Annotated in this window: 14 protein-coding genes; 3 read left to right on the top strand and 11 right to left on the bottom strand. The window is 63.9% G+C overall.

Going from position 1 to position 14,066, the window contains the following annotated elements; all coding sequences use genetic code 11:
• Positions 1-2: 2 nt before the first annotated feature.
• Both rapZ and CR105_RS15605 read left to right on the top strand, forming a co-directional pair.
• Positions 3-866, top strand: coding sequence for an RNase adapter RapZ (rapZ, locus tag CR105_RS15610; RefSeq protein WP_099789760.1), 864 nt, complete (start codon positions 3-5; stop codon positions 864-866).
• Between the two features lie 38 nt (positions 867-904).
• Positions 905-1,798: an ankyrin repeat domain-containing protein gene (locus CR105_RS15605; protein WP_131021708.1), complete on the top strand. Its 894-nt coding sequence runs from the start codon at positions 905-907 to the stop codon at positions 1,796-1,798.
• A 1-nt stretch (position 1,799) separates the two neighbouring features.
• Here the strand turns inward: CR105_RS15605 and CR105_RS15600 are convergent, their stop codons facing one another.
• The 8 genes from CR105_RS15600 to CR105_RS15565 all read right to left on the bottom strand — a co-directional run bounded on the left by CR105_RS15600 (position 1,800) and on the right by CR105_RS15565 (position 8,393).
• Positions 1,800-2,873, bottom strand: a complete 1,074-nt coding sequence (locus CR105_RS15600) for an enoyl-CoA hydratase/isomerase family protein (RefSeq protein WP_099789754.1) — start codon at positions 2,871-2,873, stop codon at positions 1,800-1,802.
• Positions 2,874-2,991: 118 nt separating this feature from the next.
• Positions 2,992-3,345 (bottom strand): ribosome hibernation-promoting factor, HPF/YfiA family, encoded by a 354-nt coding sequence (gene hpf / locus CR105_RS15595; protein ID WP_099789751.1) that lies wholly within the window; start codon positions 3,343-3,345, stop codon positions 2,992-2,994.
• A 67-nt stretch (positions 3,346-3,412) separates the two neighbouring features.
• Positions 3,413-4,894, bottom strand: coding sequence for an RNA polymerase factor sigma-54 (locus CR105_RS15590; RefSeq protein WP_099789748.1), 1,482 nt, complete (start codon positions 4,892-4,894; stop codon positions 3,413-3,415).
• Between the two features lie 2 nt (positions 4,895-4,896).
• On the bottom strand, positions 4,897-5,649 hold the full coding sequence (lptB, locus tag CR105_RS15585) for an LPS export ABC transporter ATP-binding protein (RefSeq protein ID WP_099789746.1): 753 nt from the start codon (positions 5,647-5,649) through the stop codon (positions 4,897-4,899).
• Positions 5,649-6,212 carry a lipopolysaccharide transport periplasmic protein LptA gene (gene lptA / locus CR105_RS15580; RefSeq protein ID WP_099789743.1) on the bottom strand — a complete coding sequence of 188 codons (564 nt, stop codon included), beginning with the start codon at positions 6,210-6,212 and terminating at the stop codon, positions 5,649-5,651. Before lptA ends, lptB begins: the two co-directional genes overlap by 1 nt.
• Before the next feature lie 34 nt (positions 6,213-6,246).
• Complete coding sequence (lptC, locus tag CR105_RS15575; protein ID WP_099789928.1) at positions 6,247-6,837, bottom strand: LPS export ABC transporter periplasmic protein LptC; 591 nt, start codon at positions 6,835-6,837, stop codon at positions 6,247-6,249.
• 12 nt (positions 6,838-6,849) lie between these two features.
• Positions 6,850-7,395: a KdsC family phosphatase gene (locus tag CR105_RS15570; protein WP_099789740.1), complete on the bottom strand. Its 546-nt coding sequence runs from the start codon at positions 7,393-7,395 to the stop codon at positions 6,850-6,852.
• Positions 7,395-8,393: a KpsF/GutQ family sugar-phosphate isomerase gene (locus CR105_RS15565; RefSeq protein WP_099789737.1), complete on the bottom strand. Its 999-nt coding sequence runs from the start codon at positions 8,391-8,393 to the stop codon at positions 7,395-7,397. The genes CR105_RS15570 and CR105_RS15565 overlap by 1 nt, the downstream gene beginning before the upstream one ends.
• Before the next feature lie 109 nt (positions 8,394-8,502).
• Here CR105_RS15565 and CR105_RS15560 point away from each other — a divergent pair, with 109 nt between their 5' ends.
• The gene (locus CR105_RS15560; RefSeq protein WP_099789734.1) at positions 8,503-10,488 is read left to right on the top strand and encodes a monovalent cation:proton antiporter family protein; all 1,986 of its coding nucleotides are present in this window, start codon (positions 8,503-8,505) and stop codon (positions 10,486-10,488) included.
• Positions 10,489-10,962: 474 nt separating this feature from the next.
• On the opposite strand, the gene CR105_RS15555 is transcribed toward CR105_RS15560, so the two are convergent.
• The 3 genes from CR105_RS15555 to bla form a co-directional block, all read right to left on the bottom strand.
• Positions 10,963-12,096, bottom strand: a complete 1,134-nt coding sequence (locus CR105_RS15555; protein WP_099789731.1) for a GGDEF domain-containing protein — start codon at positions 12,094-12,096, stop codon at positions 10,963-10,965.
• A gap of 115 nt (positions 12,097-12,211) precedes the next feature.
• Positions 12,212-13,057, bottom strand: coding sequence for an MOSC domain-containing protein (locus CR105_RS15550; RefSeq protein ID WP_099789728.1), 846 nt, complete (start codon positions 13,055-13,057; stop codon positions 12,212-12,214).
• Positions 13,058-13,075: 18 nt separating this feature from the next.
• Positions 13,076-13,978: a subclass B3 metallo-beta-lactamase gene (gene bla / locus CR105_RS15545; RefSeq protein WP_099789725.1), complete on the bottom strand. Its 903-nt coding sequence runs from the start codon at positions 13,976-13,978 to the stop codon at positions 13,076-13,078.
• Positions 13,979-14,066 lie beyond the last annotated feature (88 nt).

Below are 14,066 nucleotides of genomic sequence, written 5' to 3'. Positions count from 1 at the left end.
CCATGCGCATCGTAATCATCACTGGTATTTCCGGCTCGGGTAAATCCGTCGCCCTCAACGTCCTCGAAGACGGCGGCTACTATTGCGTCGACAACCTGCCGCCCGCCCTGCTGCCAGATCTGGTCCGCACCATCGGCGACGAAGGCACCGAAAGCCTGGCCGTCGCGGTGGACGCGCGCAGTTCGGCGTCGCTGGTCGACCTGCCGGCCAACATCAACGACCTGAAAAAGGCCGGCCACGATGTCAAGGTGATGTTCCTGACGTCGAATACCCACTCACTGGTGGCGCGGTTTTCCGAGACGCGCCGCAGCCACCCGCTGTCGCACCAGCTGCGTCCCGACGAAAATCCGGCGTCGCGCCGCACGCTGATCGAATGCATCCTCGAAGAGCGCGAACGGCTGTCGGCGATCGAGCAGCTCGGACACGTGATCGACACGTCCGACCTGTCGGCCAACAAGCTGCGCGCGTGGATCAAGGAACTGGTGGCGGTCGAACGCGCGCCACTGACGCTGTTCTTCGAGTCGTTCGCCTTCAAGCTCGGCGTGCCGCTCGACGCCGACTTCGTGTTCGACGTGCGCGCGCTGCCCAACCCGTATTACGACCTGACCTTGCGCCCGCTCACCGGCATGGACGCGCCGGTGATCGCCTTCCTCGACGCGCAGTCAAGCGCGACCGAACTGCTGGAAGACATCCGGGCGTTCATTGCAAAATGGCTACCCTCGTTCAAGACCGATAACCGCAGCTACCTCACGGTGGCCCTCGGCTGCACCGGCGGCCAGCACCGCTCGGTGTACATGGCCGAACGGCTGGCGGCGTACTTCAGCCCGACCGAAAGGGTCGTGCTGCGCCATCGCGAACAGTCCTGATTCAAGCGCGTTCGTTCCCCTTGCCTGCGATGCGAGCAGTGACACTGAAACAACTGGTGTTGATATTCGGCGCACTCGCACTCGCCGCCTGCCAGCACCGGGAGGCCGATCTTCGCACTCCACTCATGGAGGCTGCATATCGTGGGGATGCCGTGCAGGTCAGGGCCATGATAGCGGCGGGCGCCGACGTCAACAAGAAGCGTGGCGTGCATATGGTGCGCGGTGCGCCTATCCATGGCGATAACCCCCAGCACGGCGAAACTGCGTTGCTATTTGGCGCCAAGTCGGGTGAGGCCGAAGTGCTACGGGCGTTACTCGATGCCGGCGCCGCCATCGATGCGAAGGACAGCGCACAGTTCTCCGTCTGGTATTACATGAGCGACGGCATCGGCGAACACAGAGGCACCGAAGCGGTACGCTTGCTGCTGGGCCGATCGCCGAACAAGATTCCGGGTGCGGATGCCAATTTAATTCTCTCGGCGGCTACCCAGGCGGGCAATGAAGAAATCGTTCGCATGATGCTCGAACACCGGGGCGATCCGGCAATCGCCTATTGCGTTGCAGGCCGTCTGGATCTCAAAAAATTTTTCTCGATGATGGCGCTGCTTGAAAAGCACGCGCCAGCACCGCCCACTACCCTGTTTTGCGCCGTCGATAATTACGGCGCCGAGAAGTTGGAATATTTTCTCGCGCGCGGAGCAGACCCGAATCTGCTGCATGACCGCTTTCGTCCGCTGACAAGTGTGCTGCTCAAGAACTGGCAGCCGGGACCACCGTTGACGAACCAGCGCCGGCGAATGGTCGACGTCTTGTTGCGCTATGGCGCCGATCCCAATCTCACCGATGGAACCGACGGCGGCAGTGCTATCGATCGCGCCCGCGTTTTAGGCGATCCTGAAATATTGCGGGCTCTGTCGCAATCCAAAAAGTAGCTTACAGCTCGCGCAGCGGGTGCGCGCGATCGGGCCAGGGCGACGCGAAAAACTTCGCCACCATCTCGTCCGTCACTTCACCTAGCGTCGGCGGATTCCACTTCGGCGCATTGTCCTTGTCGATCACCAGCGCGCGTATGCCCTCGAGCACTTCGCCGTGCTCGAAATTACGCCGCACCAGCACGCGCTCGAGGCGCAGGCAGCCGGCCAGGTCCATCGTCGCGCCGCGCTGCAGCAGCTCGAACGTGACGCGCATCAGCAGCGGCGAGCGCTTGCCCATCGCCGCCAGCGCCTTCTGCGCGAACTCGCCCTGGTCGGACGCCAGCGAATCCATGATCGCCTGCACGCCTGACGCACCGAAGTGACGGTCGATGGTGGCGCGCTCGGTTTCGAGCATGGCGGCGCCGGCGGCGAACGGCGCGGCAAAGGCGATCAGTTTGTCGCGCAACTGCGCGCCAGGCGTCGCTTCGATCAACTGCGCCAGCCCCGGCATCTGCGCCTGCGGTACGAAGGTGTCGGCCAGGCCGGCGTACAGCGCGTCGGCGGCGCGTACGGTGAGCCCGGTCAGGCCCAAGTAGTAGCCCAGCTTGCCTGGCGCGCGCGACAGGAAATAGCTGCCGCCGACATCGGGGAACAGGCCGATGTTTACTTCGGGCATCGCCATCTTGGTGCCGTCGGTAACGACGCGCAGGCCGCTCGGGCCCGCTTCAGCAATGCCGAGGCCGCCGCCCATGACGACGCCGTCCATCAACGCGACGTACGGTTTCGGGTAGTGATAGATCAAATGGTTGAGGCGGTATTCCTCGGTGAAAAAGTCTTCCAGCGAGGCGCTGCCGCCGGTGGTCGGCGCGGTGCCGACGTCGTAGAAAAAACGGATGTCGCCGCCGGCGCACAGGGCTTTTTCGGAGCTGCTGCGCAGCACGACAGCGTCGACCCGGGGATCGTCGCGCCAGGCCAGCAGGGCGTCGGTCAGCGCGCGCACCATGTCGAGCGACAGCGAATTGAGCGAACGCGGACGGTCGAGCGTGATGACGCCGGTGCCGTTGGCAACATGGGTTTTGACGAAGTCGGTCATGGTGTGCTTGTCGATGTAGAAAGCTGCATTCTATCGTAGCGCAGGGGTCAGACCCCTGCCCCGCCCCACAATTGAAAAGGGCGCCATGACGGCGCCCTCGCTTGCAAGATCGGCCGGCTTACGCAGCGGCGATGATCTGTTCCTCAGGCAGGTGCTTGATCGCCTTGTGGCCATGTTCCTGCAGCTGGGATTTGTACTTCATGACCTGCCGATCCAGCTTGTCGATCAGTGTATCGATCGCCGCATACAGGTCGTGCGACATGCTGGCGACATTGACAGTCTTGCCCGGTAACCGCAGATTGACTTCGGCTTTTTGCCGCTTTTCTTTTTCAGTAAGATTGTCCACTGTGAGGATCACGGCAATGTCGATGACTTGATCGAAATGTCGCTTCACTCGCTCCAGTTTGGCTTGTACGTAATCGCGGATGGCTGGTGTCACTTCAAGATGATGTCCACTGATTGTGAGATTCATACACACTCCTTTGATGATGTCGCTTCCTGTTCATGCGTCATAAGCGCAGAGGAACATCGTAAAAACTTTACAGACATTTCCGGAGAGTCACAGGCGGGATCTTCAGCGCTTCGCGGTACTTGGCGACGGTGCGCCGCGCAATGACCATCCCCTGTTCCCCCAGCATGTCTGCAATCTTACTGTCTGATAGTGGGTTTTTAGGGTCTTCTGCTCCTGTCAGTTGCACGATGAGTGCCCGTATCGCCGTCGAGGATGCTTCCCCTCCTGCTTCAGTGGCGACGTGGCTACCAAAAAAATATTTCAACTCAAACATTCCATGCGGTGTCAGCATGTATTTCTGAGTTGTGACCCGAGAAATAGTACTCTCGTGTAAACCCAGTGTATCAGCAATTTCACGCAGCACAAGGGGTCGCATCGCAACTGCGCCGTGGGAAAAGAAATTGCGCTGGCGCTCAACAATAGCTTGCGCGACGCGCAGGATCGTATCGAAGCGCTGACGCATATTCTTGATCAACCACTTGGCTTCCTGCAACTGCGCGCCCATCTGCCCTTCGCCCTTGCCCTGCTTGAGCAAGTTGGCGTACATGCTGTTGACGCGCAGCCGCGGCATCACTTCGTTGTTCAGCGTTACCGTCCAGCCGTTCTTGGATTTGCGCACGATGACGTCAGGCACCACGTAGTCTGACGCACCTGAACCGAACGCGGCGCCCGGGTGAGGATTGCACTGGCGAATCACGCACTGCGCCTCGCGCAGGTCTTCGTCGTCGCAGTCGAGCGATTTTTTCAGCTTGTTGAATTCGCGCTGGGCGAACCACGTCAGGTGGTCCGTGACGATCTTCAGCGCCATGCGCCGCGTGACCATCGGCACGCCCGGCATGCGGCGGATCTGCAGCGCCAGGCATTCCGACGCGTTGCGCGCGCCGACGCCGACCGGATCAAAACTTTGCAGCAGCGACAGCGCCGTCTTCAGTTCGTCGAGATCGAGTTCGAGTTCGGGCGGCATGCGCTCGAAGATTTCTTCGAGCGACTCGGTCAGGTAGCCGTTGTCGTCGAGCGCGTCGACCATCAGTTCGACCAGCGCGCGGTCGCGCACTCCCAGCACCGCCAGGCGCATCTGCTCCATCAGGTGCTCGCGCAGGGTCACCGCTGACGCTTCGAGCTGCGGACGCGAGTCCTCGTCGTCGGGCGCCTTGTTGCGCGCCGCCTCGCCCCAGTCGTCGCTGTCGGCGCCGCTTTCGGCCGGCGCGCTGTCGCCGTCGCCGCTTTCGGTTTCGGCGGACGGCGCATCGGCCGGCGGCGCATCCTGCGCGCCTGGCTCGGGCGCCGCTTCGCCTGGCGCGGCGCTCGAGCCGATGGCGCCGTCGGCCAGCAGCCGCACCGAGTTATCCAGCGGGTCGTCGAGCCGCTCGAGCAGCGGATTGTCCGACAGCAGATGCTCGAGTTCCTGGTGCAGTTCAAGCGTGGACAGCTGCAGCAGACGTATCGACTGCTGCAGCTGCGGCGTGAGCGCCAGGTGTTGCGAGGTCCGTAGCTGGAGTGACTGTTTCATGGCTACATCCGGAAGTGTTCACCGAGGTAGACGCGCCGAACCGATTCGTCTGCGATGATGTCGTCGGGGCGGCCGGACGCAAGCACCGCGCCCTGGTTGATGATGTAGGCGCGGTCGCAGATGCCGAGCGTCTCGCGTACGTTGTGGTCGGTGATCAGCACGCCGATGCCGCGCTCCTTCAGGAAGCGCACGATGCGCTGGATCTCGATCACCGCGATCGGGTCGACGCCGGCGAACGGCTCGTCGAGCAGCACGAAGCGTGGATTGGTCGCCAGTGCGCGCGCGATCTCGACGCGGCGCCGCTCGCCGCCCGACAGCGACAGCGCCTGATTCTCGCGCAGCTTCTCGATCTGCAGGTCAGCCAGCAAGGTGTCGAGGCGCTCGTTGATCTGGGCCTTGGTCAGCGCCTTGCCGTCGACCTTCTGCAGTTCGAGCACGGCGCGGATATTGTCTTCCACCGTCAGCTTGCGAAACACCGACGCTTCCTGCGGCAGGTACGACAGGCCGAGCGACGCGCGGCGGTGAATCGGCATGCTCGAGATGTCGACGCCGCTGATGTCGATCGAGCCGGCGTCCGACGGCACCAGGCCGACGATCATGTAGAACGACGTCGTCTTGCCGGCGCCGTTGGGCCCGAGCAGTCCGACCACTTCGCCGCACTCGACCTGCAGCGAGACGTCGCGCACCACCAGGCGCTTGCCGTAGCTCTTTTGCAGGCCGCGTACGATCAGGGTACTGCCGCAGCTGGTCTCCATTATTGCTTTCCCGCGGCCGGAGCCGCCGGTGCGGGCGACCTGCGGGAGTCGATGATCCACTCGACGCGGCCGCCACCGGTCTTGCTCTCGCCGGTGGCGGTATTGGTGGCGGTGACCACTTCCTTGCGGCTGTCGTACGACAGGAACGCGCCTTCGGCGCCGCCGGTCACGCGCGTGCCTTCAAGGTTGCGCACCTTGGCACGGCCCTTCAGCTTGACCACGTCGGTCTTGTCGTCGTATTCGATGCGCTCGGCTTCGCCTTCGATCCACAAGTCAGGGCCGCCGTCCTTCTTCTGGCGAAAAGTGGCAAGGCCGCCGGGCGCGGCCAGCAGCGTCACGAACTGATATCCCTGCGGGTCCACAATCGCGGTCAGCTTTTCCGCTTTCATGATCAAGGTGCCGCGCGTCAGCACCACATTGCCCTCAGCGGTGCCGCCCTGGGTCACGGTGTTCACCACACTCGACTCGGCGTTGATCTTGATCGGCTTGAGCGAATCGGCACGTTCGGCCAGGCTAGCTCCACACGCCAGCAAGCAAGCAACACCCACCATTATTATTTTCATCTTTGCTCCAATTTATCTTCCGAATCGGCCGCGCTCAACGTGCGCGCGGCTGAACAATCATTTGCGACTGGCTCTGCACATCGACCTGGCCGGTGGCGTTATTGGCCTTCATGCCGACGCCCGACACCGTGCTGGCGCCCACTACCATCTGAAACGGCTGCTTCGTCTGCATCCGCTCTTCATCGGGGAACACGGTCAGCGCGGACGTTTGCAGGTGCAGTGCCTGCGAGGCGCCTTGCGGCGGGCGCCGGATATCGACGTCGCCGACCAGGTCGACTATGTTGTTGGTCTGGTCGATGTGCGCCTCTTTCGCCGTCATCGTCATCGGCGGCTGCTTCGAGCCCATGTTGCGCACCACCGGCATATCCACATGCAGCGAATCGTCGCTCGGGCGGTGGGTCAGCTTTTCGCCGGCGATGATGTAGGCCGGCTTGCCGCCCGGCGTCATGCGCACGAAACTGAACTTGTCGACGATGTAGTCAGGCTCGGTCTTGAGGCCCTCGCCCGGCGTCACCAGCTCGTTGCGGGTGATTACCTGCACCAGCCAGAAGGAGCCCAGCGCCAGCACCACGCCGCCGATCAGCAGGGAGCTCAGTCGCCAGCGGTGTGCGGTGCGCTTGTGCATGCTGCTCATCGATCAGGCGAAATACGGCGCCAGCGCCATATCGTAGTTGCCCTGCGCGCGCATCACCATGTCGCACACTTCGCGCACGGCGCCGCGCCCGCCGCCGGCGCGGGTGACGTAATGGGCGCGGTGCTGCACTTCCGGGTGCCCGGTCGGCACCGTCACGGCGAAGCCGACCTGGCGCAGCAGCGGCAGGTCGATGACGTCGTCGCCGATGTAGCCGCACTGTTCGGCGCTGGCGCCGGTAGATTCGAGCAGCGCGGCGAACGCGATGCGCTTGTCGTGCGTGCCCTGGTAGACGTGCATGATCTTCAGGTCGGCCGCGCGGCGCACCACCACGGGCGACTTGCGCGCGCTGATGATGGCCACGGCCACGCCGGTTTTCTGCAGCAGCTCGATGCCCAGGCCGTCGAGCACATTGAAGGTCTTGGTCACTTCGCCGTCGGCGCCGTAGGTCAGGCTGCCGTCGGTGAGCACGCCGTCGACGTCGAGGATCAGGATCCTGATGGCGGCGGCGCGGCGCAGGTGGTCCGGTTGCGGGTTCAGTGCGGTGTCCATCAGATCACCTTCGCGCGCGTCAGGTCGTGGATGTGCAGCGCGCCGACCAGCTTGTCGTCGGCGTCGACCACCAGCATCTGGTTGATGCGAAATTCTTCCATGATGGCGACCGCGTCGACCGCCAACTGCTCCGGGTGGATGCGGCGCGGGTTGGCATGCATGACGTCGCGGATGACGACCTTGGTGAAATCCTGGACGCGCTCGATCATGCGGCGCAAATCGCCGTCGGTGAACACGCCGACCGGGCGTCCTTCGGCGTCGACGATGGCGGTCATGCCCATGCCCTTCTGGGTGATCTCGAGCAGTGCCGCCGGCAAGGTGGCGTCGGCGCCCACCGCCGGCACGGCGTCGCCGCTGCGCATGACGTCGTACACGTGGGTCAGCAGGCGGCGGCCAAGCGCGCCGCCCGGATGCGAGCGGGCGAAGTCTTCTTCCTTGAAGCCGCGCGCGTCGAGCAGCGCGACGGCCAGCGCGTCGCCCAGCGCCAGCGTGACGGTGGTGCTGGCGGTCGGCGCCAGGTTCATTGGACAGGCTTCCTTGGCAACCGAGACGTCGAGGTGGACGTCGGCCAGCAGCGCCAGGCTCGATCCCGGTTTGCCCGTCATGGCGATCAGCGGCGCGCCCATGCGCTTGACGATCGGCAGGATCGACATCAGTTCGGCCGTCTCGCCAGAGTTAGAGATGGCGATGAAGGCGTCTTGCGGGGTGACCATGCCAAGGTCGCCGTGGGCCGCTTCGGCCGGGTGGACGAACATGGCCGGCGTGCCGGTCGAGGCCAGCGTGGCGGCGATCTTGCGCGCGATGTGGCCCGACTTGCCGATGCCCGACACCACCACGCGGCCGCTGCATGCGAGCAGCAGCGCGACGGCGTGGCCGACGCTGTCGTCGGTGGCCAGGCGCTGGTGGACAGCGCGGATCGCATCGGCTTCGATTTCGAGCGTCTCGCGGGCGAGCAGCATGGAGCGCCGGATCAGGTTTTCGTCAAAAGCTTTCAGCATTGTTTTTTCATGGGTTACACTCGTATCGGAAGTATAAACGAATTGGGAAAGCAAAAAACTTGCCAGACACAGTTAAACACATTTTCCCTACCATCGCAGGCGACGGCGCATGGTTTCAGGACTAGAGCTCACATTGCTGTTGCTGGGCTGCGCCGTGCTCGGCGTAGTGGCCTTCCGCATGCTGCACCTGCCGCCGATGCTGGGCTACCTGGCCGTCGGCATCCTGATCGGGCCGCACGCGATGGGGATGGCCGAGAACGACGCCACCACCCATGCGCTGGCCGAATTCGGCGTCGTGTTCCTGATGTTTTCGATCGGCCTGGAGTTTTCGCTGTCGCATCTGATGGCGATGCGGCGCATCGTGTTCGGGCTCGGGATGGCGCAGGTGGTGCTGACCATCGTCGCCACGATGGCGTTCGGCTGGGCGATCCGCTACGTGCTGCCGCCGTCGGTGCAAATCAGTTGGCAGGCCGCGTTCGCGCTGGGCGGCGCGCTGGCGATGTCGTCGACGGCGATCGTGTCGAAGATGCTGACCGAGCGGCTCGAACTGGAAAGTCCGCACGGGCGCAAGATCATCGGCATCTTGCTGTTCCAGGATCTGGCGGTGGTGCCGCTGCTGATCCTCATCCCCGCGCTCGGCAAAAATCCCGAGGAGCTGGCCGTCACGCTGGGCTGGGCCGCGGTGAAGGCGGTGATCGTGCTGGTGCTGCTGCTGTTCCTCGGCCAGAAGCTGATGCGCAAGTGGTTCACCCTGGTCGTCAAGCGCCGCTCGCAGGAGCTGTTCATGCTCAACCTGCTGCTGATCACGCTGGGCGCGGCGTGGATCACTGAAAAGGCCGGGCTGTCGATGGCGCTGGGCGCGTTCGTCGCCGGCATGCTCATTTCCGAGACCCAGTACAAGCACCAGGTGGAAGAGGACATCAAGCCGTTTCGCGACGTGCTGCTAGGGCTCTTCTTCATCACCGTCGGCATGCTGCTCAATATTCGGCTGGTGATGGACAACTGGTGGATCGTGCTGATTCTGCTGGCAGGTCCCGTGCTGCTCAAGTTCGCGCTGATCGCGCTGCTGGCCAAGCTGTTCGGCGCCTCCGACGGCGTCGCCATGCGCACCGGCCTGGCGCTGGCGCAGGCGGGCGAATTCGGCTTCGTGCTGCTGAACCTGACCGCCGGCGCCCAGCTGATGGACCCGTTCATCATCCAGCTGGTGCTCGCGTCGATGGTGCTGTCGATGCTGGTGGCGCCGTTCATCATCGCCAAGTCGGACCAGATCGTGATGAAGATCGCCACCAACGAATGGATGATGCAGTCGCTGCAGCTGACGCAGATCGCCAGCCGCACGATGGCGATGCAAAAACACGTGATCGTGGCTGGATTCGGGCGCAGCGGGCAAAGCCTGGCGACGCTGCTCAGTGAAGAGAAGATTGCCTACCAGGCGCTCGACCTCGATCCGGAGCGCGTGCACGAGGCGCAGGCGGCCGGCGCGAACGTCGCGTACGGCGACGCGGCGCGGCGCGAGAGCCTGGTCGCCGCCGGCATCTACCGCGCCAGCGCGATGGTGATCACGTATGCCGACACACAGTCGGCGCTGAAGGTGCTAATGCTGGTGCACGAGATGGCGCCGACGTTGCCGGTGATCGTGCGCAGCCATGACGACACCGACCTCGATCTGCTGAAAAAGGCTGGCGCGGCCGAGGTGGTGCCCGAAGCGCTCGAGGGCAGCCTGATGCTCGCTTCGCACGCGCTGGTGATGGTGGGGGTGCCGCTGCGGCGCGTGGTGCACCGCGTGCAGAGCGCGCGCGACGAGCGCTATGCATCGCTGCGCGGCTACTTCCATGGCGCCAGCGACGCGGCCGACGATCCCGAGCACCTGTACGTGCGGCTCCATTCGGTGATCCTGCGCGACGACGCCGGCTCGGTCGGCCGGCGCGTCGAGCAGCTCGAGCTCGACGAGGTAGGCGCCGAAGTGACGATGATCCGGCGCGGCAAGGAGCGCCTCGAAGTAACGCCGCACACGGTGCTGGCCGCGGGCGACGTGGTGGTGCTGCGCGGCTCCGGCGACGCCGTCACGCGCGCCGAAGGCCGCCTGCTGCAATAATTCCAACGCCGGGGAGGCACCACTCAAAAAAGTTGAAAAAAATGGGGTCAGACCCCGATTTTTCACGCCAAAAGGCGCCTCCGACCGTGGAATAAAGGCGCGCCAACCAGCTCTTCCAGTATTGTCACGATGTAAAAGTGACTTAGGCCGTCTAAAAAACGGGTCTGACCCCGATTTTCTGCATCGCGAAACACGCGCTGCAAGATGCGAAAAATTGGGGTCCGGCCCTTTTCGGGAGACTAGTCGGAGGTGACGGCCTGGTTGCTGAAAAAAATTGGGGTCAGACCCCGATTTTTCACGGAAAAAGGCGCTTTTGACCATGGGTTAAAAGGGCGCCACCTGCACTTTCAGTGTTATTGGAACATGAAAGTGCAGTCCGGCCATCTAAAAAACGGGTCTGACCCCAATTTTTCGCACAGCGAAACGCACACTGCAAGATGCGAAAAAAACGGGTCTGATCCCGGTTTTGGAAGGTCAGTCGGAGGAGGTCACGACCTGGTTGCGGCCGTTTTCCTTGGCCTGGTAGAGCGCGCTGTCGGCCTTGGCCACCAGCTGCTGCGCCACGCCTTCGATCGCGTGGTCGCGCTCGAAATCGTCGAGCGTGGCAACGCCGATCGATACGGAGATCGGCAACTGGTCGCCAGTCGATAAATGGAATGGCGCGTCGGCAATGCTGGCGCGGATGCGCTGCGCAACGATCGTGGCGCTTTCGAGGTCGGCGTCGATCAGCAGCACGACGAATTCTTCGCCGCCAAAGCGGCCCAGCGCGTCCGACAGGCGCAACTCGGCCTTGATGCGCGCCGCCACTTCGCGCAGCACTTCGTCGCCGCCGGGATGCCCGAAGGTGTCGTTGACGGCCTTGAAGTGGTCGAGGTCGATGTACAGGCAGGAAATGCGGTAGGCCTGGCGCCGCGCGCGGCCGATTTCTTCCAGCAGGCGACGGTCGATGTAGCGGCGGTTGTAGACGCCGGTCAACGAATCGGTCAAGCCGATGTACTTGAGCATCTCGTTGCTGATGACGTTTTCCAGGCAGATCGCAATGATCGACGCCATGTGCTCGATGAAATCGGTGCCCAGCGCGGGCGTGAAGCGGGTCGGGTCGAGGCTGCCAAGGTTGAGGCTGCCGATGATGCGCTTGTTGCGGATCAGCGGCACCAGCGCGACGCTTTGCAGGCCGGCCGGCGGCTGCGGGAACATGGCCTGGTGCACCGTCGGCACGTACGGCCCCAGCAGCGGCTTGGACGGCGCCGTCAGCAGCAAACTGCGCGACGGCACAAAGCCGAGCACGCTGTCGTGGCCGACGAACACCAGCTGCGGGAAGGCGCTGAAGTCGACGCCAAGCTTGTCCATCACGGTGTGGATGTCCTGCTCGGGATCGACCAGGCACAGGGTGACGATGTCGAGGTCGGAAATGACCGGCAGCGAGCGGAAGATCGTGCCGATCAGCTCGGGAAAGCTGCCGGCGCCGACAATCTCGAGGTCGAACGCCTGGTGCCGGCACATGATAGTGTGGTTGCGCTCGGCCTGCTCCATCAGGTATGCCATGCGCGCGCGGAGGGCGTCGTTATCGGATTGCAATTCGCGCGGCGAGGCGCCCTGCTCGTACATAGAATTTTCCTGACTCCGTCAGTTTCATGGCAGGTTTTCCTGCGGCAACCTGCACCTTACGCCATCTTACCAAACTTGAAAACGAAAAGGATGCGGGCTTTCCCCCGCTATCTTGTCAAAATGCCAGCTCGGCGTCAACCTGCTGCCCGACATACAGGCGCTGGCCGGCGCCGGCGATAACGATGCAGTTCATGCCGAAGCAGACTGCGCCGTCGAGCTGGGGCTTGCGCCGGTAGGCCTGCAGGATGTCGAGCGGATCGGCGCCCGGCACGCCGGTGGCTTGGTCGACCGACGGGATCGGGCAGCGCGGGCACGGTTTGACCGCCTTCAGGCGCACGGCGCCGAGCCCGAAAGTGTCGACGTAGTCTTCCTCGAACGGGTCAAGCCCGTCAATGACCAGGTTCGGACGGAAGCGGTCCATCGGCAGCGCCGCGCGGCCGGCGGCGACCAGCTTCTCGTTGAGGTCGGCCAGCGAGGCGGCGCCGATCACCAGCACCGGATAGCCGTCGGCAAAGCGGGTCGGCGCGGCGACGCCGCCGGTCCAGCGCGTGCTGGTCAGGCGCCGCGCGCCGGCGGGAAAGCGTACCAGCCGGCACGGCGCGCCGATCGCCTGGGCGAACCAGGCGGCGGCAAGGTCGCCGCAATCGTCGGCCAGCACATGGTCGTCCCAGATGCGCACGGCCATGCCCACGCCGCTGCGGGCCTGGTCGATGTCGATGCAGAACGGCGCCTGCCCTGGCGCGCTCAGTTGCAGCACGCTGCCTTGCACGCGCGGCGTCACCAGCGCCATGCGCGGATGTTCGCGCTGCGTGAGGAACTGGCCGTCGCTTGTCACCAGCATCCATTCGCGGTCGGCGATGCCGTCGACTTCGAGGCCGGCCTCCGTCAGCAGCGCTTGCACGACGGCGATGCCGGCGCAGGATTTGACGGGGTAAAAGATGATGTCGGTCAGGGTAGCCATGCGGTCTCGGAGTCGATGCTACACGCCGGCGGCGCTGCGTTCGCGCTTGAGCCGCTCGTCGAGTCGCTTGGCGGCGTCGGCCGCATAAGCCTTGCAGCCGCCTGGCGCGACGAAGGGATTGCGCTCGGCCGTACGGCCGGCGGCCTTGGCGAAGGTGTCGGAAAAGCTCGGGGGCGCGCTCAGCACGACGTCGCACTTGAGCGCGGCCACCTTGGCGATGCTGCCAGCGAAAGAGGCGGAAATATCGGGCGTCTTGCCACCCTTGCCGATGAAGTAGAAATCATCGCTCGACACCGGGTTCAGGCTGTCGGCATACACCACGTCGACGCAGCGCTGAGCGTCGCACGAGTTCCAGGACCAGCTGGTGGCGCCCGGCGTGTGGCCCGGTGTCAGGTGCGCCGTGATGGCCAGCGGGCCGACCTTGAGCACTTCGCCGCCGCCCACCACCCGCACCTTGCGTACCTTGGGCGCACGGGTCGTCGACGCGCGTTGGTACTGCGGATCGTCGACGACGTTGGCGCCGCTTTGCAGCCCCAGCGCACTCGATGCGCTGGCCGCAACGACGGCGCCGCTGGCACGCTGCAGTGCGGCGATGGCGCCGGCATGGTCCCAGTGCGCGTGCGAGTTGACGATCAGCTTGACGTCCTTGATCGAAAAGCCCAGCTCCTTGATGCTGGCCTCGATCATCTTGGCCGACTGCGGCAGCGCGCCGTCGACCAGGATATGCCCCTCGGGACCGGTGATCAGCACCACGGACAGGCCGTCGACGCCGACATACCAGGTGTTGGCAACTACGTTGAACGGCTTGACCGGTTTGTTCCAGGCCGCGCAGTTGTCGCAGTTGATGGCGCCGTCCTTGGCCTGGGCGGCGCCGGCCGTTGCAATCAGCAATGCCAGCACGAGCTTCGTCGATATCGTCATGGATCTTTTTCTTTTAAAAAAACCCCATCATCACGAAGATGCATGGGGTTCTTGTTGCCCGCCTTAATGCGCGGTAAGCCGGTTCAGC

It is taken from the genome of Massilia eurypsychrophila (assembly GCF_002760655.1).
Classification (GTDB): Bacteria; Pseudomonadota; Gammaproteobacteria; order Burkholderiales; family Burkholderiaceae_D; genus JAFCUW01.
This window is presented reverse-complemented; position numbering and strand designations above follow the sequence as displayed.